We start from the raw sequence: 22,040 nt of genomic DNA, 5'->3' as shown, positions 1-22,040 counted from the left end.
TCTTATACGTTCCTTTTCACCATAAATGGCGACCGACAAATTTAAGTACGAACTTCAGCGCAAAAAGCTATAAAAAAGCCAGCAAATGCTGGCTCAGTTTTTAATACCTATTAACCTTACTACTTACCAAACTCTGTTGGAGCTGGCGGCACAATCAAGAGTTTTTTCGGGTTCGCCTTAAGCTCTTTTAACAGCTCTTGTACGGCACGCTCAACCGACGGATCTTGCCCAGCTTGAATAAGCTCTGGACGGTCAATCACTTCGATATCTGGGCTTACGCCTTCATTTTCGATGATCCAGTTACCGTCATTATCGAGTATTCTAAAGGTAGCAGCGATCACAGAGCCACCATCCACAAGCCCTGGGTTACCAGAGATACCTATTAACCCACCCCAAGTGCGAGTGCCAATTAGTTTACCTAAACCTGCTTGGCGGAAGTAATACGGTAGTGCGTCACCGCCTGAACTTGAGTAGCCGTTGATCAGCATGGCTTTTGGTCCATCATGGGCAAACTGTGGCGTTTTAGTTGGCTCAACGCCACGACGCTTCCAGTAGTTAAGCGGTTTGCGTGCCAGCCAAGTGATCATATGCTCTGGGATAAAACCACCGCCATTGTAGCGATCATCTATGATCATTGCTTCTTTGCTAGTTTGCGGTAAAAAGTTTTTAAATAACGAACGATTACCTTCGTAATGTGTGTTTGGCAAATGTACATAACCAATACGACCGTCGGATAGTTTATCGACGTATTCAGCACGGCTATGCGTCCATTGTAAATAACGTAAGCCGGTTTCACTTGCGATTGGTTTAACTGTTACCTTCCAACTTTTTTTCAGGCTCGGGGATTTACTAAGCAATAACTCAATCGATTTACCTTGGGTGTTTTCAAGTAATTCATAAAAGTTAACCACATCTTTTACTGAACGACCATTTACCTCAACAATATAATCACCAACGCTTGCGTTAACGCCCGGCTCGTTGAGTGGTGAGCGGAAGTTCTCGTGCCAGTTTTCGCCTTTAAAGATATTTTCGATTTTTACAAAACCGGATTTATGCGCGCTAATTTCTACGCCTAATAAACCATGCTGTAAACGTGTTGCAGTTGGCATATCGCCAGAGTTGACATAAATATGCCCGGAGTTAATCTCGCCGGCAATTTCGCTTAGCACGTAATCAAGGTCGGCGCGATGTGCGATTGCATCAGCCATTGGTTGGTAGCGTTTTAAAATAGCATCCCAATCTTGGCCGTGGTGATTCTCATCGTAGAACCAATCACGTAATGTCCGCCAGCCTTCACGATACATTTGCGCCCACTCTGTTTGCGGGTCAATTTTTAGTATCATATTTTGCAAGTCTAACTGGGTGGCTTTTAAATCTTGCTCAGCGGCTGGCTTAATTACACTGTAATTATCACCTGAGCGAGCAATGATATGCTGCGCATTCGCTGATATTTTATAGCTATTAACCCCCTTCGCTACGGTGGCAATTTCGCCATCGACGGCAATAGGTATTAATTTTAGCTCACCCGCAGAGAGTGTTAATACGCCATCTTTTACAGCAGTTAAAGCACTGTAATTTCCGGCCGGAGCATTTAGAGCGACAACGCGGTCCATAAAACCATCACTTTCAATATAAGTGCTTAGCGGTTTAGCTGACTTGTCATCGTCTTTATTCGCTTTCGAGTCAACAATACTTATTTCATCAGTCAGTGGCGCATTCAGCGGTTTAATTTTGCTATTGACAGCAACAGCATAAATTCGCGTGGCATTATTAAACATGTAGTCAAATTCATAACTACTAAAAGTTAAGTTAAAGTCGCGCTCTGAAGTAAAATACAATTGCTGACCATCAGGAGAAAACGCAGGATTTCGTTCACTGCTCATATCGTCGGTCAGACGTGTAACTTGTTTGTCTTTTAAATTGTAATGCCATAATGAGGCATAACGATTTTCGTTATTTTTAACAAATACAACATCTTCACTATTAGGTGACCAAATATACGTAGTTAAGCCATCTTCTTCATACTTGGCGGTATCAATTTTATGCTGCTTGCCGGTTTTTATATCAAGCCACCATAAGGTGTGATTTAGATCTGCAAACAATAGCTTTTTGTTGTCCGGAGACCAAACAGGGTCAAAACGCCAAATAGTGCCATTAGTTGTCAGTTGTTTAACCTTGTTGTTATTAGCTCGGTCTTGGATATAAATTTCGTACTCACCACTTTCATCACTCATATACGCAATATAACGGCCATTTGGTGACCACGAAGCGGCAATTTCACGCCCTTTAGGCGTATGGCTTAAATTGCGTGTTGGGCCATTTTTAACGGGTACTGAGAACAGCTCTCCGCGGGCACTAAAAACCACACGCTTACCATCATGGGATACATCCATCGAATCAATAAAGCCAGCCACATTTTTGCTATAAGGCATGGTATATTCACGATTTCCCTGTACGTTAATAGTCAGCTTTTCTTCACGCTGCGTTGCATCGTCAAAACGGTATAAATAACCACCATTCTCATACACTATGGCATCTGGGCCTGCCGATGGCCAAAGCACATCAAAATCCGTGTGATTGGTCACTTTCACTGGTGCTTTACCGTCTTGATGCTTATATAAGTTTAAAGTGTATGCTCTGTCTGAGACATAATAAATATTATCATGCACCCAAGTAGGCTGCTGATCTGTGGCTTTATCGGTAGTTAACTGCGTAGACTTGTTGTGCTCTAAATCATAGATCCATACATCTTGTGCGCGGCCCCCTCGCGTGCGCTTCCAGGTACGAAACTCGCGATCAATTGGTGTATATACGTATTGCTTACCATCAGGCGATAACATGCCGCCACCCGTTTCAGGTATGGCCAATGGCTGCTCTAAGCCACCATCGGCAGGCACCATGTAAGGACGTCCCACACGCTTACCATAAGGTGTACGGTTTGCTCGAAACACTATATGTTTACCATCAGGCGTCCAATCAAGGACACGATAATCATAGCCACCACGAGGCGGCATCACACCAACATCGTTATAGTAAGTCAGCTGTTTTAGATCACTGCCATCGCGATTCATTACATATATTTGGCGGCTACCATTGTACTGTGCTGAAAAAGCGATCCTTTTCCCATCTGGAGAAAACTTAGGGAATGTTTCAAAACCAATGTGATCTGTTAAGCGCGTGCTGTTACCCGTTTTGATATTTGCTATATAAATATCACCGGCATAAACAAAAGTAACCGACTCTTTATGAATATCAGGGAAACGCAATAATCGCGTATCTTGAGTATCATAAGCCGCGGCCATGGGTGAGAATGTAGGCGCAACCGCAATCGCTATTGCGGTTAAAAAAGTACGTAATTTCAACTTAACCATCCTTATGTTGTTATTTTATATCATCATAACAACATAAAAATGGATTGCAGCTTTGTTCGGCAAATAACTGTAACAGAGTGTAAATAACCTGAACAATATTTATAATCAGTGTCTTAGTAATTCTCTTAATCAGAGGTCAGGTTAAATAATACTCATGAGTAATAGTTATAGTCCTCCGACTTTAGGTAGCTGCCTTTTATCAATCACTTTAAAAGTAGTTAAATCAACAAGCATTGAAAACACTTCAGCATTGTCTATAAACAACATAAACAAATTGCCTTGCTCATTAACAGCATGCTCAAGAATGCGGTCGTAGCCTGTGAGAACCTCGCTATAACCACTGCCATCAATTTTACTTAACGCAAAAGTGCTTTTATCTTCGTTGCTTAAAAGGCCGTCGTTATTTGTGTCGTTTTTAATAACATGATAGGCAATACCCGCCGCTTTTGACTGCGAATCAAATTCAGATAAATACAATGGAGAAATATCAGTGATCAACTGATCTGTCGTATCAAAAAGCCAATTTGCATAGTTTGTTTTACCATTGATAAACATCACATTTTTTGACCGTGTTGGCCTATTTTTATAATAAGAGGAACCACTAAAATTTTCTACAACTTGCCCTAACCCACGTTCGGTATCGGCTTCAACCGTTAACTTTTCAGACTCAAGCTCTATATAATAAAAGTCCGTTTCTCCTACTCTTTGCGGGTAGCCCAAACGCCACTTTTCTTCTTCGTTTTTGTCATCTGCTAAATTTAATGCCGGTGGCTCAACGTCGTTATCATTAAATACTGTTGTAACAAGTTGGACTGAAATTAACGCAGTAGCAATTAAAACCCCGACTAATAAAATAATTCCATTTAAGTTCCATACCCATTTAAAAAATTTATCTGAATTCATGCTTTCCCTATTTTTAAAAAAGTGATCAATTTATCTGAACATACGTATTATTGAGCTTATCTATAACACAAAGCTTTGCGATAAAAAATGAAAACAAACCCTACAACTAGTTTGCCCTTACTATCAGGTTCCGGCGATTTAATTCTGCACTGGCAAATAGTTAATGACTCAGTAATGGGCGGTTTATCGACCAGCCAAGCTTATGAGAAGGACAATAGCTTAATTTTTACAGGCAACGTTTCTTTTGAAAATAATGGAGGCTTTGCTTCAATACGCACAACAATAAACACTAATAAAGAAAACGCCAATCTCATATCTTTACGGTTCAAAGGAGATGGTAAAACGTATCAACTTCGCTTAAGAACGAGTCAGTACCTAGATGGGCCAGCGTTTACTGCTTCGTTTGCAACATTAAAAGATCAATGGCAAGTCGTTACATTCTCACCAACTGACTTTAGTCTTACTTACCGTGGTAAAACCTTAGAGCAGCAACCAGAGTTAACGTTCAAAGATGTACAACAATTGGGCCTTATGATCGCCAAAAAGCAGCAAGGTAATTTTAAACTTGAATTAGCGCATATTAACTTTGAGCTTAAATAGCGTAAATTAAGCTGCTATATTGGAAATATTAAAATTATTTTTTAAAATCATATTCTTCGTTACCTCGCTTTTTAAGTTCTGTGATAACCATTTCTATCATCTGTTTCTTTATTTCTGCGTGGTTGGACTTTAGCTCATTAAGTTGCTGAACTAATATATCAATTTGCTCTTGCTGTTGAGAATCTCGGTATTTTTTCGCACCAGTATGCTCAGGATCTATTTTTAAATTTTGCGCTTCGGTATTTTTTTCCAGCTGTATAAAGTTGCTATTGTGGCTTTCAAGCTTGAGATTTCGCTGAATTGGATCTTGTTTTAATTTATTAATTTGTTCTTGTAGCACGATGATCTTTTGAGCGAAATCTTCATACACTTTTTGTAAATTGTTATACTGTTCAGCAAAATTCACATCATCTTCGCTATACTCTTGCGCTTTAGCATCTAAAAACTCAGACAAAATATATTCAGGCTGTTCTGTTTGCGCTGCTTGTTCTTCAAGTCGTTTTTCGTATTTACTTTGAAACCCATGAGCTTCAGGAATAGTAATAACAGGTAAGATCTTCATATTTCATCCTTAAAATTATCCTGGTAATAATATCGGCACAAAATAATAAGACTTTAGCTTTCTTCTCCAAAAATATTACCCTTTGTTATTACCCAAATGCTAGGAAGCTACTAATGGTTAAACTCTAAAAGCAAATATTTTAGCATCAAAGACTGCAACATAACTTTGAGCCACTATAGCTATACATACTGATGACGAACGTTTGAAGCAAGTACACGTTGCAGGCATGTTCAAAACTGGCGACGTTAAAGGTCTACTCGAAGTGCTTAATAATAACTTTAATATTAGTTATGAAAGAGTCAGCCCCGATAAAATCATGTTAAAATATGCGTCGCCTCACACTACTATATAATTCGTTACAACAATAACCAGGTATATCACCATGACAACACCTTTATCGTCGGGCAAGATTAATAGCCCGAATCACTCTTTATCAACAAACACCGATTCTCTACTTTACGTTATATTTATATCTGGCGTTGCAGCAATTGGTGGCTTTTTATTTGGCTTTGACTCCGGGGTTATCAACGGAACTGTGTCGGCGCTTGGCAAAACATTTAACTCAAGCAGCGTCGCAACAGGGTTTAATGTTGCGTCGGTTTTACTGGGTTGTGCTCTTGGTGCGCTGATTGCGGGCCCGCTTGCTGATAAATTTGGTCGCCGCTCAATTATGATCATCACTGCAGTAATATTTGCCATTAGCGCGTTTGGTTCAGGCATTGCAGACAGCTCCGCTGAATTTATTTTTTATCGTCTATTTGGTGGTCTCGGTATTGGCGCTGCATCTGTATTGGCACCCGCTTACATTGCTGAAGTCGCACCTGCGGCTTTGCGTGGACGATTAGCAACACTGCAACAATTAGCGATTGTACTTGGCTTATTTGCTGCTTTTTTAAGTAATTACCTGATCGCTTCGGCGGCAAACGGCGCTGAAGGTATTTTTATTCTTGAGCTGGCGGCTTGGCGCTGGATGTTTTGGGCAGAACTTGTACCTGCAGGATTATTTCTGTTGGGAGTATTATTTATACCAGAGTCGCCGCGTTATTTAGTTGCCCAAGGCCAATTAGAAAAAGCCAAAGCTGTATTTAAAAAAATATCCAATGATGATGCCCAATCACAAATAAACGATGTTAAGCAGTCACTTCATGGCGATAAAAAACCAAGTATTCGTGACTTATTTATTGACGGTAAAAAGAAAATACACCCAATCGTATGGGTTGGTATCGCTTTGTCTGTTTTTCAGCAATTTGTAGGCATTAATGTGGTCTTTTATTACGGCTCTGAGCTTTGGCAAGCAGCGGGTTTTGATGAATCACAATCTTTATTCATCAATGTATTAGCGGGTACTACCAATATTTTATCTACTTTTATAGCAATTGCGCTTATCGATAAAGTAGGCAGAAAACCATTATTACTAGTAGGTAGTATTGGTATGTTTATTAGTTTAAGTGCATTAACTTATACCTTTGGTAGCGCAGGCCTCGATGCGGCAGGTAAACTTGCATTAACTGACAGTATGGGCACGTTTGCACTTATCATGGCTAATCTCTTTGTGGTATTTTTTGGCTTAAGCTGGGGACCTGTTGTATGGGTACTATTAGGCGAAATGTTCAATAATCGTATTCGAGGGGCTGCTTTAGCTGTTGCAGCAAGTGCGCAATGGCTTGCCAACTTTACAATTACCATGACCTTCCCGATTATGCTCGGTAGTATTGGTTTAGCTGGTGCCTATGGGTTTTATGCTATTTCGGCCTTTATTAGCGTATTTTTTATTGTTAAATATATAAAAGAAACACGTGGTATCAAGCTAGAAGCCATGTAAAAGTTGTTTAAAATGGCGAATGTATTTATTTCGCCATTTTTTCAACTAAGACTCTACTTTAAGTAATTCAACTTCAAATATAAGTAAAGAGGCTGGAGGAATACTGCCAACACGTTTTTCACCGTAAGCTAATTGATGAGGGATATAAAAGGTGTATTTATCGCCTTCACTCATCAGTTGCAAACCTTCAGTCCAGCCTTTTATTACCTGATTTAAACCAAAACTGATTGGGCTATTACGCTCAACAGAACTGTCAAATACACTGCCATCTAGCAAAGTACCGTGATAATGCACATTCACCATGCTAGTTGGGCTTGGTCTTGCCTCACTACCACTGCTGCTAACAACTTTATATTGCAGACCAGATGCGGTCTCAATAACCCCTTCAACCTTGCTGTTTGCCACTAAAAAGTCGGCTTCGATTTGCGCATTAGCGACCGCTTGTTGCTTTACTTTTTTGCTATTTTGAAAAATCAAAAAGCATAAAATGGCGATAATAATCGCCAAAATAATGTTGATCATGATTATTCTTTCTCGTGTTCTTTTTCGTCGTTATCGCCATTAACGATATCTGCAATTTCACTTAAACGGGCTAAGGCAATGCCGTTAACTGAGTTTTCAGGATATTGCCCGTCGCTCAACTCGCCTGCTGCAATATCCATCAGTAAATTAAGCGCTTGGTCAACCGTTTCAACTGCATAAATATGAAACTTGCCAAGCTCTACTGCATTGAGGATCTCGTCATCAAGCACTAAGTTTACTTGATTTGATTTAGGAATTATTACTCCTTGCGCAGACGTTAAACCACGCATTTTGCAAAGCTTAAAAAACCCTTCAATTTTTTCGTTTACACCGCCAATGGCTTGCACGTCACCGTGCTGGTTAATTGAACCAGTCAGTGCAATTGACTGGCTAATAGGTAAGCTAGTAATTGCAGAAATAAGCGCACACAACTCAGCTAATGACGCACTGTCGCCATCAATGTAGCCATAACTTTGTTCAATGGCGATATTAGCACTGAGCGTTAAACTAAATTGCTGCGCATATTTATTACCTAAATAGCCCGTCAGTAGCATGACACCTTTGGAGTGAATGGCTTTACCCAGCTCAGCTTCGCGCTCAACGTCAATTACCCCATCCGCACCAGCGTAAACCGTGGCGGTGATCCGTGCCGGAGTACCAAAAGAAGTATCGCCAATGTGTAATACTGTTAAACCGTTTACTTTACCTACAGCATGACCGTCGGTGGCAATTAAGGTATGCCCTTCTTTGATATCGCTGAGCATATTTTCGCTAATTTGCCCAGTACGATATTGCTTGCCTTCAATCGCTTCATCAATATGATGGGCATCAATTAAAGTTAAGTTATCTTGCTTGGTATAAAAGCTGGCTTCTGCCACTAGCTCTAACACATCAGCAAAACGAGCTGAAAGCTTATTGTGATGTTCTGCTTGGCGGTAGCTAAATTTCAGTAATCGTGCCATCGCTGACTCAGTTAGACTACACTTTAGCGTCAGCTCACAGTACTCAATCACTTTAGTGATAAATTGATACTGTAATTTATCACTGCTTGGCAGGTAATAATCAAAATCGGCTAACACTCTAAACAGCTCAGCAAACTCTTCGTCATATTCACCGATGGTGTAATACAACTCACGCGAGCCGAGTAAAATAATTTTTACATCAAGCGGGATCAACTGTGGACGCAAGGTAAAGCTACTGCCAACAGCACTATCTTGATACGGTAAATCATTTTTGATTTGATGAGTTTTTAATGACAGCTTTAAACCATCCCACACTTGTGGATTAGCCATCACTTTTTCAGCGTCCATAATCAAATAACCACCGTTAGCGCGATGCAGTGCCCCCGGCTGAATCGATCGATAACTGGTGATCAATGAGCCTTGTGAAGTAGCATATTCAATTTTGCCAAAAATATTACCAAAGGTAGGATTTGGCTCATACACCACAGGGGCAGCATCACCTTCTTTAAATTCAACTAAAATATTAGGTGCAAAAAAGTCGGTAAGCATCCCTTTACGGTCAAAATCTTCTTTGTTTTCGTCGCTAACATCTTCATCATCGAGCCACTCAAGTACCGCATCAATAATTTCCACGCGGATGTCTTTTAGATAGCGTAATACTCCAATGTGCGCAGCATATTTATGTTCAAGATCTTTTAGTAATGGCTTAGTAGCCAGCTCTGCAGTGGATTTTTTTAAATTACGGAGTTTTTCAGATGATTCACGTTTCCAACGAGGCAACTCAATCAGTGCCTCAATGAGTGCATCTTCGAGTTTTTCAATTACTTCATAAAATTGTTCACGCAATTCATCATCAAGCTCAGCAAATTCAGCATCGCTTAGTTGTTTGCCATCAATCAGCGGGGCAAATCCAACCACACTTTTTTCTTCAATTAAGGCAACACTTTGCTCAAGCGCGGCAATTTCCACAGCAGTAATTGCGCTATCGTAAGCGTCGTTAAATTCACGGTCGATTTTTTTCTTTTTACGCTGGTACGCTGGGTTATCAAACGCTGCAGGAAAGGTGTCGAGTACTTCATCAATAAATGAGTCAATATCATCAGCTAACTGTTTACTTTGACCTGCTTGTAAAAACATTGCGATAGGCTCGCGGTGGTCGTCATAATTATTAACGTATAACCACTCATTTGGTGTTGGCCGGCCTTTGCTGTGTGCTTGAAGTTTATCTTTGACTAAGGTAAACCGACCATGCGCGGCCTCCCCCATTACATACACATTGTAACCAGGTAATTCCATCCCTAACGAGAAATCAAGCGCACTTTGCGCCCGCTGTTGACCGATGAAAGTCAAGGTTTCAGGATATGGATTGTTCATGCACGTTTGTACATGATTAAGTGAAATTGTCGGCGCAAGGGCCGACACAGATAAAGGCAGCAGTTTCTTCGTCATTCTAACTTCTTTTTATACCAACATATTCGTTGATTTTGTAAGGTGGCATCAGTGCACTAAAAGGCACTGTTCACTAACTATTTAAGGTTGTAGTGCCTTGCGGCTAAAGTAGATACCATCACATTGCGAACACGCTGTAATTTGCGTAGCGTGGTAAATATCATAACTATATTGGCAATTCTTACATACTAATGTGCCCATGGCTATCCATTCGCCTTGGTGATATACCCCATTGTGCTTAAAATCTTGATTTAATGCTTGCCACTCAAGTTGAGTTTTGTCTTCGATATGTGAAAGTTCAAACCACAAAGACTCTTTAAGCTCTTGCCATGCAAGGGAACCATAGTGTTGATCGTGCTCTTGGATGTGTTCAATATCGCGCTTTAAATATTCACTGTATAAAGTTAATTTTTCTTGTCCTAAATCTTTTAGCGCTTGTTCAGATTCAATAAACTTATCCATCGCATCTTTTAGCTCATGATCTTTTACGTCTTTTAACCATGTGCTCAAATCTGTTAACCACGTCTTATAATCAGCCATTGTTTACTCCTTCAGAACTGTGTTTAGCGAACCTATACCTTACACAAGTATAGGTTAACCTGCCCTGAAAACTAATTTCATATAAAATCCACTGATTTGACGCTGTGATTAGTGCTTTTTTTGGGGTATCCTAACGGCAATTTTTTATTAGTTTGCAAGAAGTCTGGAACCGTAGATGCAAGAGCAATATAACCCGCAAGACATAGAGTCAAAAGTCCAAGCCTACTGGGAAGAAAACCAAGTATTTAAAGCCACTGAAGACGAGAGCAAAGAAAAGTATTATTGCCTTTCTATGTTCCCTTACCCAAGCGGCCGACTCCACATGGGTCATGTGCGTAACTACACGATTGGTGATGTTGTTTCTCGTTTCCAACGCTTGCAAGGCAAAAACGTAATGCAACCTATGGGTTGGGACGCGTTTGGTCTACCGGCTGAAAATGCGGCAATTAAAAATAAAACTGCGCCAGCAAAATGGACCTACGAGAACATCGATTACATGCGTACCCAACTTAAGCAATTAGGTTTTGGTTATGACTGGGATCGTGAGATCGCAACTTGCCATCCAGAATATTACAAATGGGAACAGTGGTTCTTCACTAAGCTTTACGAAAAAGGCCTAGTGTACAAAAAAATGTCAACGGTAAACTGGGATCCAGTAGACCAAACAGTACTTGCTAACGAGCAAGTTATTGATGGTCGCGGTTGGCGTTCAGGTGCTGTAGTTGAACAAAAAGAAATTCCACAGTGGTTTATTAAAATCACTGACTACGCGCAAGAGCTACTTGACGACTTAGACAAGTTAGAAGATTGGCCAGAGCAAGTTAAAACCATGCAGCGCAACTGGATTGGTCGCTCTGAAGGGTTAGATATTGAGTTTAAACGCACCGATAACAACGAAACATTCAGCGTTTATACCACTCGCCCTGATACCTTTATGGGTGTGACTTATGTTGCTGTTGCAGGCGGACACCCTATCGCACAAGAAGCAGCTAAAAATAGCGACGCTGTGGCACGCTTTGTTGATGAATGCAAAAACACCAAAGTAGCTGAAGCTGATATGGCGACGATGGAGAAAAAAGGCATCGCAACGGGCTTTTTTGCTACTCACCCACTTACCGGTGAGCAAGTACCAATTTGGGTTGCCAACTTTGTATTAATGCATTATGGCTCAGGTGCTGTAATGGCCGTACCCGCGCACGACCAACGGGACTTTGAATTTGCTACCGCTTACGGTTTAGACATCAAACAAGTCATTGCACCTGTCGCAGGTTCAGATCTTGAAGTAAACCTAAATGAAGCGGCATTCACTGAAAAAGGTGTGCTGGTAAATTCAGCTGAATTTGATGGCCTTGATTTTGATGGCGCATTTAAGGCTATTGCCGACAAACTTGAAGCACTGGGTGTTGGTGAGCGTAAAGTAAACTTCCGTTTACGTGATTGGGGTGTTAGCCGTCAGCGTTATTGGGGTTCACCAATCCCAATGTTAAGCGATGAAAACGGTAACGAACTTGCTGCGACTGAAGATATGCTGCCGGTGCGCTTACCAGAAGACGTGGTAATGAACGGTGTAACATCGCCAATCAAAGCAGATCCACAATGGGCTAAAACCACAGTTAATGGCGCACCTGCGTTTCATGAAACTGACACTTTTGATACGTTTATGGAATCATCTTGGTACTACGCACGTTACTGTAGTCCACGCCATGACAAAGGTATGCTAGATCCAGCTGCGGCAAACTACTGGTTACCAGTAAACCAATACATTGGTGGTATTGAGCACGCTATTTTACATTTATTGTATTCGCGCTTTTTCCATAAATTATTACGTGATTTTGGCTTAGTTAATTCAGATGAGCCATTTGACCGCTTATTATGCCAAGGCATGGTACTTGCCGAAACATTTTATCGTAAAGATGAAAAAGGTGGCGACATTTGGATTTCCCCTAGTGATGTAAATACTGAAACCGACGACAAAGGCCGCGTGACTAAAGCATGGCATAAAGTTGACGGCGAGCCAGTATTCTCATCAGGCATGAGCAAAATGTCTAAATCAAAAAATAACGGTATCGACCCGCAACAAGTTATCGCTCAATACGGCGCTGATACGGTACGTTTATTTATGATGTTTACCGCACCACCAGAGCAAACGCTTGAATGGTCTGATTCAGGTGTTGAAGGGGCACATCGTTTCATTAAACGTGTATGGAAATATGCGGTTGATGTAAACACTGTTGGTTTCCAAGCATTAGACAAATCAGCATTAAACAACGAGCAAAAAGTGCTTCGTCGTGAGCTGCACAAAGCAATTGCAAAAGTGACTGATGATGTTGAACGTCGTCAAACATTCAACACTGCCATTGCGGCAATCATGGAAATCTCAAACAAATTGTTAAAAGCACCTTTAGCTGACAAACAAGATGTAGCGATTGCCAACGAAGCGCTTGAAGCGCTGCTAATTATGCTTGCACCAATTACGCCGCATTTGTCACATCAATTGTGGCAAGAATTGGGTAAAGAAGGCGATATTTTAGATGCGTCTTGGCCCGTAGTTGATGAGTCTGCCCTTGTTGAAGATGAAAAACTGATCATCGTGCAAGTTAACGGTAAACTACGCGCAAAATTAACGGTGCCAGCTGATGCTACTAAAGAGCAAGTAGAAGCACTAGCATTTGCTGAACCTAACGTATCTAAGTTCACTGATGGCGTAACAATCCGTAAGGTTATTTACGTACCAGGTAAACTACTTAACGTGGTTGCTAACTAATTATGGCTGCTATTCATGCCATTAAAAACGGACTAGCCTTAGCGCTAGTCTGTTTTTTGTTATCTAGCTGCGGCTTTCACCTTAAAAAAGCCTCAAGTCTGCCTGATGACTTGGCCACCTTAACTTTAAACGGTGATGATGAAAAATCAGCGTTATTTGCGATGCTTGGCAAAGAACTCACATTGAGCAAAGTTGAGTTACTCGACACGCCTAAGAAAAACGTCGCTCAGCTGTATTTATATAAAGATCGTCTTGAACGTCAAACCTTATCATTATTTAAAAATGGTCAGGTTGCCGAGTACGAGTTAGCTTATAGTGTTCGCTACTTACTCAAGCGCCCTGGCAAAGAAGCAATTGAACAACGTTTTGAGCTTTATCGTAATTATCAAGACGACCCTGATAACGCTTTAGCAAAAGCAAAAGAGTTAGAGTTGCTATTGAATGAAATTCGCATGCAAGCTAGTCGTCGTATTGTTAGAGAGCTGTCGCAACTATAATGCGCTGTTATGCGAATCAATTACCCAATGAATTAAAAAAAGGCTTACAGCCTTTTTATTTAGTATTTGGTGAAGAACCCTTTCAAGTAGCACAATGCGCTCAACAAATTCGTCAGATTGCGAAACAGCAAGGTTTTGATGAGGTTGTTAAATTTACCTTAATGCCCGGTTTTGATTGGCAAGAGCTAATAGCGCAATATCAAAGTATGTCGTTATTTAGTGCTCGTACTTTAATCGAGCTAGACCTTAATTTTCAAAAGCCAGGTATTGTTGGTAGCCAAACGTTTAAACAGCTCGTAGCACTAAACAACCCCGACACCGTACTTATTGTAAAAGGGGCCAAGGCCAGTCAAGATATTCAGCGCAGTGCTTGGTTTAAGTCGTTAGATAAACTGGGCGTATTTGTACCCTGCTACCCCCTGACCGGCAATCATTTAAGCCGTTGGCTTGATGAGCAGTGCCAGCGCTTAAAAATCAATATGCAAGCAGATGCCAAACGCACCCTAATTGATGCTACTGAAGGTAATTTGTTAGCGTGTTTTCAAGAGCTCGAAAAGCTGTCGTTATTGCATGGCACTGCTATGATCGATCAACAGCAGGTTTTACAAGGCCTACTTAATCAAGCCAAGTTTGATATTTTTGATTTAAGTGATGCACTGCTACAAGGTAATAGTCACCAAGCAATTAAAGTATTAAATAAACTCGCTGGCGATAACACTGAAGCTGTGAGTATCTTATGGACCATTACTAAAGAAGCAAATACCTTACTAAGCCTACAATTAGGCTTACAACAAGGTGAACAACTGGCAACGCTATTTAAACAAAAAGCCATCTGGAAAAATCAGCAAGGGCCGATTCAACAAGCACTTAATCGTTTGTCGATACATACTTTAGAGCAAATCACCCAGTTGCTCGCACAATTTGATGCCAGTTATAAGCAAGGTAATTTAGTCAAACCGTATCAAGCATTAGCACATATTTGTTTAGTATTTTGCCAACCATTGACGTTTCCTTTGCCTGCGCATCCGCTCTACTAATTATTAGGCGTTTATGATGATTGCACTGTTTGGTGGGACTTTTGACCCCGTTCATTTAGGCCATATCAATATGGCTAAGCATTGTGTCGAGCATTTCAATTTAACAACTTTATACTTTATGCCATGTGCGATCCCAGCTCATAAAGCAGCTCCGGGAATAAGCACGCAGCATCGCATCACAATGCTCAATGCTGCGATTGCACCTTACCCATATTTTCAACTCGATTTACGCGAACTCAATCGCAGTGGCCCGTCATATTCATTATTAAGCCTGCAAGAGATCCGCATACAATTTCCAGATCAACCATTATTATTTTTAATTGGCATGGATTCGTTTAATAACTTAGATAAATGGTTTGAGTGGCAAACAATTACTCAGCTTTGTCATATTGTGGTATTTCAACGCCCGGGCCTAAAATGCACTGCCCATGGCGAGTTACTCGCATACCAACAAGCCGCAGAATGTAGTAATAGCGCAGAGCTTACAACGCAAGCTGGTGGAAAATTATATTTTTTAGCTGGCGAAGAAATGGCTATTGCCTCAAGCGATATTCGCAAGGCGATTAAAAATGCCATAGATTACAATGAACTTCTTCCTACTGGCGTGAGTCAGTATATTCAATCACAGCAACTTTATCTAAGTGATGAATAAATACCAGTTGCGTGATAAAATAACAGCTATTCACTTTTAAATGAGATAACACCTTGGATACGAAACAACTACTCGCCTTTGCAATAGACAAAATTGACGATATGAAAGCACGTGATGTGGTTAATATTGATGTAAGCGCAAGCTCAGACATCACCGATTTTATGGTCGTGTGCTCTGGTACTTCGAAACGTCATGTATTGTCAATTGCTGATCATTTAGCAAAAGAAGCTCGTCACGCAGGTCAAGAGCCTCTAGGTTATGAAGGCCAAAGCGATGGTGAATGGGCACTGGTTGATTTAGGCGATGTAATCGTACACGTAATGCAAGATCAAGCACGTAGCTATTACGACCTCGAAAAACTATGGAGCTAATTGCTCACTAATTTTACTAGAGCTTGGATGTAACACGTGAAAATACAGATGATTGCCGTTGGCACCAAAATGCCAGCGTGGGTAGAAACGGGTTTTGCACAATATCAGCGCCGCTTTCCAAAAGATATGGCGCTGGAGTTAATTGAAATTCCCGCAGGTAAACGTGGTAAAAATGCAGATATTAAACGTATTTTGCATATTGAAGGCGAAAAAACCTTAGCCGCTATCCCTAAAGGCAATCGTATTGTTACGCTTGAGGTAACAGGCAAAGCGCTTGATACTCACCAATTAGCAAAAGACATGGAGAAGTGGCAACTGGATGGCCGCGATGTAAGTTTGCTAATTGGCGGCCCTGAAGGCTTAGCACCAGAATGTATTGCTGCCTCAGAGCAAAAATGGTCATTATCAAATTTGACCCTACCACATCCATTGGTGCGTATTATTGTTGCTGAAAGTCTATATAGAGGCTGGAGCTTAAACAATAACCACCCGTATCATCGCGAGTAACATTTACTCATGCGCAAACACAGACCCACAATTAGAGACCACTCAGCAGAAGCTAACCTATTTGCTCGTCGCGCCTTTGTGGGGTTTGTATTTGTTACTATTTTAGTCGCGGTTTTACTTTCCAATTTATATACCATTCAAGTTGATGATCACCAAGATTATCAAACACGTTCTAACGACAATCGCATTAAAGTTATTCCTATTGCTCCTAACCGAGGCCTTATTTATGACCGCAATGGTGTGTTGCTTGCTGAAAATAAACCGGTTTATAATTTAGAAGTCATTCCTGAAGAAGTTGACGATCTTGATGCATCACTGTCAGCACTGACACAATTTATTGATATCTCAGAGCAACAAAAAAACGATTTTCTTGATGATATAAAGCATAACCGTCGCTTTAAGAGCCAAGTATTAAAAGCACGTTTAAACGAACAAGAAGTAGCGCGCTTTTCAGTTAATCAGTATAAATTCCCTGGGTTTAGTATCGAAGCACGTTTGGCACGCTACTACCCGTTTGCAGACACCCTAACTCATGCGTTAGGTTACGTCGCTAAACTCAATAAAAAAGAACTGGCTCAGCTCGAATCACAAGAGCAAGGTACTAATTACCGTGCAACCCATGATATTGGTAAACTCGGTATTGAGAAATATTATGAACAACTGCTGCATGGCCAAGTAGGCTCGCAGCGGGTTGAAGTCAATAATCGTGGTCGTGTCATTCGAACCTTAAGCATGACTCCTCCGCAACCAGGTAATGATTTAGTGCTCACCCTTGATGTTGGCTTGCAGCAGATTGCCCAACATGCACTTAAAGATATGCGTGGCGCTGTAGTCGTCATGGACGCTAAAGACGGTGGCGTGTTAGCGCTGTATTCTAATCCCAGTTATGATCCGAACTTATTTGTTCACGGTATTAGCAGTAAAAACTATAAAGCCCTATTAAACCCTGACCGACCTCTTATAAATAGAACCACACAAGGACGTTATGCACCAGCATCGACGGTAAAACCTCACATGGCAGTTCTTGCTCTTGAAGAAGGTCTCGTTACCGAGCAAACGTCAATGTGGGATCCTGGCTTCTTTCAAATTCCGAATGTTGATCATAAATGGCGAGATTGGAAACGTTGGGGCCATGGTCATGTTGATGTTTACAAAGCCATTGAAGAGTCGTGCGATACCTACTTTTATGATGTCTCTTATCGATTAGGGATCACAAAAATCAGTGATTTTATGGCACAGTTTGGCTACGGTGATTTAACCGGCATTGATATTCATGAAGAAACCACGGCTATTTTGCCCTCAAAAGAATGGAAAGAAGGCCGTTTTAAAGAATCATGGTGGCGTGGCGATACAATCTCAGTTGGCATTGGCCAAGGTTATTGGACCGCAACCCCCCTACAAATCGCAAACGCGATGAATATATTAGTGAACCGTGGAATTAACCACCCACCACACTTAGTACAAGTTGTGAAAAAAGACGATGAAGTTACACAAATCAATAATGAAGAAAAACCCCCGATTTTTTTAAAAGAACCTCACCATTGGCAAATCGCTTTAGATGCTATGCACAACACAGTACAAAAAGCCTCTGGTACCGCTCACAAAGCATTTAAAGGAACAAATTACGATTCAGCAGGTAAAACAGGCACCGCACAAATAGTCAGTATTGCTCAAGGTGAACGCTACGATGCAAAATCCCTCAAAGAGCGTCAACGTGATAACACTATCTATGTAGGCTTTGCACCTTATGAGGATCCCAGAATCGTTGTTTCTGTTGTTCTAGAAAACAATCATGGCGGTGTGCAAATTGCTCGCCAACTAATGGATTACTACTTTGCTGCAAATCCCGTTAATCTTGCCAGGAATAACACACCATGACTACTCTACATGATGGTCGTTCAATCTGGGTGCGTATGCATCTTGACTTGCCGCTACTACTGGCATTGCTATTAATGATGGCAGGCAGTGTAACCGTTGTTTATAGCGCCAGTGGTCAAGACCCGGCAATGATGATCCGCCATATTACCAGGATGGGCGGCGCAATTTTAGGCATGCTTATTTTGGCGCAATTTTCACCAGCGACCTTAAAGCGTTTAGTTATTCCTTTATATTGTGCTGGATTACTGATGCTAGTTGCGGTGCTGTTATTTGGCGTCAGCTCCAAAGGCGCTCAGCGCTGGTTAGATTTAGGTATTACCCGTTTTCAACCTGCTGAATTAATGAAAATAGCCGTGCCTATGATGGTGGCTTGGTATATTGGCCGTAATCATTTACCGCCTAGAGCACTACACTTAGTTGTTGGTTTTACCATTGTTATGGTTCCCACACTCCTGATCAAAGAGCAGCCCGACTTAGGCACATCTATCTTAATCGCCAGTTCAGGGATATTTGTATTATTTTTGTCTGGTCTAAGCTGGCGATTAATCGGCTTTTTGAGCGCTTTGGTTGCTTTAGCTGCGTGGCCTTTTTGGCATTACGGTATGCATGACTATCAAAAACAGCGGGTACTAACTTTGTTCAATCCAGAAAGCGATCCTCTTGGCTCTGGTTACCATATTATTCAATCAAAAATAGCAATTGGCTCCGGTGGTATTGAAGGTAAAGGTTGGTTGCAAGGCACCCAATCACAATTAGAATTTTTACCCGAACGCCATACTGATTTTATCTTCTCTGTACTTAGTGAGGAGTTTGGTCTTTTTGGTGTATGTGTTTTATTATGCATGTATCTATTCATCATTGGTCGCGGTTTATATATCGCGGTTAATGCCCAAGATGCATTTGGTAAATTACTGGCAGGTGCACTGACCCTGACTTTTTTTGTTTATGTATTTGTAAATATTGGCATGGTATCAGGGTTACTGCCTGTAGTGGGTGTACCATTGCCATTAATAAGTTATGGCGGTACATCGATGGTTACCTTAATGGCTGGATTTGGCATTATTATGTCTATCGCAACTGATAAAAGGATGCTATTAAAGTAATGCGTTACTGTCTAAAGTTGTTCAGTTGTTCATGGTTAATGATTGTTTTAAGCGCTTGTAGTTCCTCAGGCATAAATCACAGTGACCGGTATAGTATGCGCCATGATTCTGCACCACTTCGCGCGCCAACTGAATTAGAAATGCAAGATGCCATAGTCACTAAAGTTACCAAAAGTGCCAGTGCTGGCCGCGCTTACACCGTTAATGGCAAAAACTATACTCCGATGCTGGATGAAACTGGCTATAGCGAAGAAGGTATCGCCTCATGGTATGGGCGCAAATTTCATGGTTACCACACCTCAAATGGCGAAATATATGATATGTTCGCGATGACTGCCGCTCATAAAACGTTACCCTTACCAAGCTTTGTAAAAGTAACCAACACCAGTAATGGCAAGTCTGTGATTGTCCGTGTAAATGATCGTGGCCCATTTCATGATGACCGCTTAATCGATTTATCCTATGCAGCAGCGTATAAACTTGGTTACTATCATCATGGTACAGCCAAGGTTAAGCTTGAGGCTATCACAATGCCTGATTCGACTGCGCGTTTGAGTTATATTCAAGTCGCTGCAGGCAGTACCTTAGAAAATATTGAAGCATTAGCGTACACCCTACGCCAGCAATATCAATTACCCACTAATATTGTGGAAAAAGATGCTATTTATAGGCTGCGTTTAGGGCCAATTAAAAATGCTGAGCAAGCTCAGCAAGTACTTGAAAAATTAAAACAGGATCAATTTCAAAACGCGTTCTTGCTTTATAGTGAATAACACCTTTAGAATGAGGTAAACGCGAATCTTTAACTTTAACCATTAATGAGTATGATGAAATCTATTAAATCCAAAATTATTAGCGGTGTGTGTAGCGTTGTTTGCTCTGCTGCCGTTTTTTCTGCGACCGCCCAAATCATCCCAGCCCCACCTCAAGTTAATGCAAAAGGTTATTTTCTTGTTGATTTTACTACAGGTAAAATTATAGCTGAAGGTGAACCTGATACTCGCCTAGCACCTGCCAGTTTAACTAAAATGATGACCAGCTATGTCATTGGTACCGAAATCAAAGCGGGTAACATTGCCCCAACCGATATGGTCACAGTGAGCGAAAAAGCGTGGGCTAAAAACTTTCCTGAATCATCAAAAATGTTTATCGAAGTCGGTAAGCAGGTCACTGTCGATGATTTAAACCACGGTATAATTATTCAATCAGGTAATGATGCCTGTGTGGCTATGGCAGAACATATTGCCGGTAGCGAAAGCGCATTTGCAGACTTAATGAATGCCCATGCTGAGAAATTAGGTATGAGTAACAGCCACTTCATTAACAGCCATGGCTTAGATACCAACGAACACTTCACAACCCCTCGAGATATGGCCACCTTAGGTGCAGCACTTATTCGTGATGTGCCTGACGAGTATGCAGTTTACGCACAAAAATCATTTACTTTTAACGGCATTAAGCAATACAACCGTAACTCACTGTTATGGGATGAAAGCTTAAACGTTGATGGTATAAAAACCGGTCATACATCGGAAGCCGGTTACAGCTTAGTAAGTTCAGCGACTAAAGATGATATGCGTTTAATCGCCGTGGTTATGGGTACTTCGAGTGAACGTGCACGTAAAGTAGAAAGTAAAAAATTACTTAACTATGGTTTTCGTTTTTTTGAAACAATCACACCTTACAAAGCCGGCGACAGTTTTGCCGAGCAACGTATTTGGATGGGTAACAAAGAAAATGTATCGTTAGGCATTTTAGTTGATACGCCGATCACTATTCCGCGTGGCCAACGTAAAAATTTAAAAGCCGACTTTAAACTTGATAAAGTTTTAGAGGCGCCATTAGCGAAAGGCTCTACCGTAGGTACTTTATCTTTACAACTTGAAGGCGAAGTAATTGCTCAGTATCCTCTGGTAACGCTTGAAGAAGTTGAAGAAGGTAGCTTCTTTAGTAAAATTTATGATTACCTACGTTTACAAATAATGTAAAACGCTACCAAATAATATAAGCGCCTTGCAAAGCAAGGCGTTTTTTTTTGCTTTAAAGATGGTAGAATGCGCCCCATATCTAACCCGCAAATAACCAGAATACCAATTGTCTTACGTAAGCGATTAATTCAATTGCTATAAAGGTCGAGAACAGGTTATCTAATCGGTTTATTGTTTAGTAAAATAGTACTAAACGCACATAAGTATGAGGAATCAACGTCGTGGCTACACCGGTAAAAAATACTAAATTTGATGAATATTTAGAATACCCTTGCCCTTTTACATTTAGAGTAATGGGGTTGGCAAACGTCAACTTAACTGACCAAATTCTAACTAAGTTACAACCTATTGCCCCTGGCGATTACGCGCCAAAAGTTAAACCTAGCAGCAAAGGTAATTATGAGTCAGTTAGCTTAGTCGTTACCGTGACCAGCGGCACTCATATTGAAGAAATTTATAACGTGATAAGTGCGATTGATGACGTACGACACATGCTTTAAACGCTAAGCGGA

At 41.0% G+C, this 22,040-nt stretch carries 19 protein-coding genes; 13 read left to right on the top strand and 6 right to left on the bottom strand.

What is annotated here, in order from left to right:
- Positions 1 to 119: 119 nt before the first annotated feature.
- Together H5200_RS10475 and H5200_RS10470 are read right to left on the bottom strand one after the other, a co-directional pair.
- Positions 120 to 3,371: a S41 family peptidase gene (locus tag H5200_RS10475; RefSeq protein ID WP_182761451.1), complete on the bottom strand. Its 3,252-nt coding sequence runs from the start codon at positions 3,369 to 3,371 to the stop codon at positions 120 to 122.
- Between the two features lie 165 nt (positions 3,372 to 3,536).
- Positions 3,537 to 4,274, bottom strand: a complete 738-nt coding sequence (locus H5200_RS10470) for a hypothetical protein (RefSeq protein WP_182761450.1) — start codon at positions 4,272 to 4,274, stop codon at positions 3,537 to 3,539.
- Positions 4,275 to 4,361: 87 nt separating this feature from the next.
- Here H5200_RS10470 and H5200_RS10465 point away from each other — a divergent pair, with 87 nt between their 5' ends.
- Positions 4,362 to 4,874, top strand: a complete 513-nt coding sequence (locus tag H5200_RS10465) for a CIA30 family protein (protein ID WP_182718119.1) — start codon at positions 4,362 to 4,364, stop codon at positions 4,872 to 4,874.
- Positions 4,875 to 4,908: 34 nt separating this feature from the next.
- On the opposite strand, the gene H5200_RS10460 is transcribed toward H5200_RS10465, so the two are convergent.
- Positions 4,909 to 5,436, bottom strand: coding sequence for a hypothetical protein (locus tag H5200_RS10460; RefSeq protein ID WP_145240584.1), 528 nt, complete (start codon positions 5,434 to 5,436; stop codon positions 4,909 to 4,911).
- 382 nt (positions 5,437 to 5,818) lie between these two features.
- Here H5200_RS10460 and H5200_RS10455 point away from each other — a divergent pair, with 382 nt between their 5' ends.
- Positions 5,819 to 7,258, top strand: coding sequence for a sugar porter family MFS transporter (locus H5200_RS10455; protein ID WP_220491345.1), 1,440 nt, complete (start codon positions 5,819 to 5,821; stop codon positions 7,256 to 7,258).
- A 45-nt stretch (positions 7,259 to 7,303) separates the two neighbouring features.
- Here H5200_RS10455 and H5200_RS10450 read toward each other — a convergent pair whose 3' ends face one another.
- From H5200_RS10450 to H5200_RS10440, 3 genes are all read right to left on the bottom strand, one after another.
- Positions 7,304 to 7,780, bottom strand: coding sequence for an FKBP-type peptidyl-prolyl cis-trans isomerase (locus H5200_RS10450; RefSeq protein WP_149980730.1), 477 nt, complete (start codon positions 7,778 to 7,780; stop codon positions 7,304 to 7,306).
- 2 nt (positions 7,781 to 7,782) lie between these two features.
- Complete coding sequence (locus H5200_RS10445) at positions 7,783 to 10,191, bottom strand: Lon protease family protein (protein ID WP_182761449.1); 2,409 nt, start codon at positions 10,189 to 10,191, stop codon at positions 7,783 to 7,785.
- 81 nt (positions 10,192 to 10,272) lie between these two features.
- Entirely contained in the window at positions 10,273 to 10,731 is a 459-nt protein-coding gene (locus tag H5200_RS10440; protein WP_145240558.1) for a zinc ribbon-containing protein, read from the bottom strand.
- 175 nt (positions 10,732 to 10,906) lie between these two features.
- On the opposite strand from H5200_RS10440, the gene leuS reads away from it, so the two are divergent.
- From leuS to ybeD, 11 genes are all read left to right on the top strand, one after another.
- Positions 10,907 to 13,495, top strand: a complete 2,589-nt coding sequence (gene leuS, locus H5200_RS10435; protein WP_145240556.1) for a leucine--tRNA ligase — start codon at positions 10,907 to 10,909, stop codon at positions 13,493 to 13,495.
- A gap of 2 nt (positions 13,496 to 13,497) precedes the next feature.
- Positions 13,498 to 13,992, top strand: a complete 495-nt coding sequence (lptE, locus tag H5200_RS10430; protein WP_145240554.1) for an LPS assembly lipoprotein LptE — start codon at positions 13,498 to 13,500, stop codon at positions 13,990 to 13,992.
- Positions 13,992 to 15,029, top strand: coding sequence for a DNA polymerase III subunit delta (gene holA, locus H5200_RS10425; RefSeq protein ID WP_182761448.1), 1,038 nt, complete (start codon positions 13,992 to 13,994; stop codon positions 15,027 to 15,029). The genes lptE and holA overlap by 1 nt, the downstream gene beginning before the upstream one ends.
- Positions 15,030 to 15,045: 16 nt before the next feature.
- Positions 15,046 to 15,681 carry a nicotinate-nucleotide adenylyltransferase gene (gene nadD / locus H5200_RS10420; RefSeq protein WP_182761460.1) on the top strand — a complete coding sequence of 212 codons (636 nt, stop codon included), beginning with the start codon at positions 15,046 to 15,048 and terminating at the stop codon, positions 15,679 to 15,681.
- Between the two features lie 53 nt (positions 15,682 to 15,734).
- The gene (gene rsfS / locus H5200_RS10415) at positions 15,735 to 16,052 is read left to right on the top strand and encodes a ribosome silencing factor (protein ID WP_145240548.1); all 318 of its coding nucleotides are present in this window, start codon (positions 15,735 to 15,737) and stop codon (positions 16,050 to 16,052) included.
- Positions 16,053 to 16,088: 36 nt separating this feature from the next.
- Positions 16,089 to 16,559, top strand: coding sequence for a 23S rRNA (pseudouridine(1915)-N(3))-methyltransferase RlmH (gene rlmH, locus H5200_RS10410; protein ID WP_145240546.1), 471 nt, complete (start codon positions 16,089 to 16,091; stop codon positions 16,557 to 16,559).
- Between the two features lie 9 nt (positions 16,560 to 16,568).
- Positions 16,569 to 18,437, top strand: coding sequence for a penicillin-binding protein 2 (mrdA, locus tag H5200_RS10405; protein ID WP_145240545.1), 1,869 nt, complete (start codon positions 16,569 to 16,571; stop codon positions 18,435 to 18,437).
- Positions 18,434 to 19,540 (top strand): rod shape-determining protein RodA, encoded by a 1,107-nt coding sequence (rodA, locus tag H5200_RS10400; RefSeq protein WP_145240543.1) that lies wholly within the window; start codon positions 18,434 to 18,436, stop codon positions 19,538 to 19,540. Before mrdA ends, rodA begins: the two co-directional genes overlap by 4 nt.
- The gene (locus H5200_RS10395; protein ID WP_145240541.1) at positions 19,540 to 20,313 is read left to right on the top strand and encodes a septal ring lytic transglycosylase RlpA family protein; all 774 of its coding nucleotides are present in this window, start codon (positions 19,540 to 19,542) and stop codon (positions 20,311 to 20,313) included. Before rodA ends, H5200_RS10395 begins: the two co-directional genes overlap by 1 nt.
- Before the next feature lie 54 nt (positions 20,314 to 20,367).
- Positions 20,368 to 21,528, top strand: a complete 1,161-nt coding sequence (locus H5200_RS10390; protein WP_145240539.1) for a serine hydrolase — start codon at positions 20,368 to 20,370, stop codon at positions 21,526 to 21,528.
- Between the two features lie 221 nt (positions 21,529 to 21,749).
- On the top strand, positions 21,750 to 22,028 hold the full coding sequence (gene ybeD, locus H5200_RS10385) for a DUF493 family protein YbeD (protein WP_145240537.1): 279 nt from the start codon (positions 21,750 to 21,752) through the stop codon (positions 22,026 to 22,028).
- The last annotated feature ends 12 nt before the right edge of the window (positions 22,029 to 22,040 follow it).

It is taken from the genome of Pseudoalteromonas sp. SG43-7 (assembly GCF_014164295.1).
GTDB classification, from domain to species: domain Bacteria; phylum Pseudomonadota; class Gammaproteobacteria; order Enterobacterales; family Alteromonadaceae; genus Pseudoalteromonas; species Pseudoalteromonas rhizosphaerae.
The sequence above is the reverse complement of the archived record's forward strand: the minus strand, read 5'-3'. Positions and strand labels throughout refer to the sequence as shown.

Excerpts from the sequence above, each read along its gene's own strand:
- H5200_RS10475 (WP_182761451.1), bottom strand. The coding sequence starts at position 3,371 with ATGGTTAAGTTGAAATTACGTACTTTTTTAACCGCAATAGCGATTGCG.
- H5200_RS10470 (WP_182761450.1), bottom strand. The coding sequence starts at position 4,274 with ATGAATTCAGATAAATTTTTTAAATGGGTATGGAACTTAAATGGAATT.
- H5200_RS10465 (WP_182718119.1), top strand. The coding sequence starts at position 4,362 with ATGAAAACAAACCCTACAACTAGTTTGCCCTTACTATCAGGTTCCGGC.
- H5200_RS10460 (WP_145240584.1), bottom strand. The coding sequence starts at position 5,436 with ATGAAGATCTTACCTGTTATTACTATTCCTGAAGCTCATGGGTTTCAA.
- H5200_RS10455 (WP_220491345.1), top strand. The coding sequence starts at position 5,819 with ATGACAACACCTTTATCGTCGGGCAAGATTAATAGCCCGAATCACTCT.
- H5200_RS10450 (WP_149980730.1), bottom strand. The coding sequence starts at position 7,780 with ATGATCAACATTATTTTGGCGATTATTATCGCCATTTTATGCTTTTTG.
- H5200_RS10445 (WP_182761449.1), bottom strand. The coding sequence starts at position 10,191 with ATGACGAAGAAACTGCTGCCTTTATCTGTGTCGGCCCTTGCGCCGACA.
- H5200_RS10440 (WP_145240558.1), bottom strand. The coding sequence starts at position 10,731 with ATGGCTGATTATAAGACGTGGTTAACAGATTTGAGCACATGGTTAAAA.
- leuS (WP_145240556.1), top strand. The coding sequence starts at position 10,907 with ATGCAAGAGCAATATAACCCGCAAGACATAGAGTCAAAAGTCCAAGCC.
- lptE (WP_145240554.1), top strand. The coding sequence starts at position 13,498 with ATGGCTGCTATTCATGCCATTAAAAACGGACTAGCCTTAGCGCTAGTC.
- holA (WP_182761448.1), top strand. The coding sequence starts at position 13,992 with ATGCGCTGTTATGCGAATCAATTACCCAATGAATTAAAAAAAGGCTTA.
- nadD (WP_182761460.1), top strand. The coding sequence starts at position 15,046 with ATGATTGCACTGTTTGGTGGGACTTTTGACCCCGTTCATTTAGGCCAT.
- mrdA (WP_145240545.1), top strand. The coding sequence starts at position 16,569 with ATGCGCAAACACAGACCCACAATTAGAGACCACTCAGCAGAAGCTAAC.
- rodA (WP_145240543.1), top strand. The coding sequence starts at position 18,434 with ATGACTACTCTACATGATGGTCGTTCAATCTGGGTGCGTATGCATCTT.
- H5200_RS10395 (WP_145240541.1), top strand. The coding sequence starts at position 19,540 with ATGCGTTACTGTCTAAAGTTGTTCAGTTGTTCATGGTTAATGATTGTT.
- H5200_RS10390 (WP_145240539.1), top strand. The coding sequence starts at position 20,368 with ATGAAATCTATTAAATCCAAAATTATTAGCGGTGTGTGTAGCGTTGTT.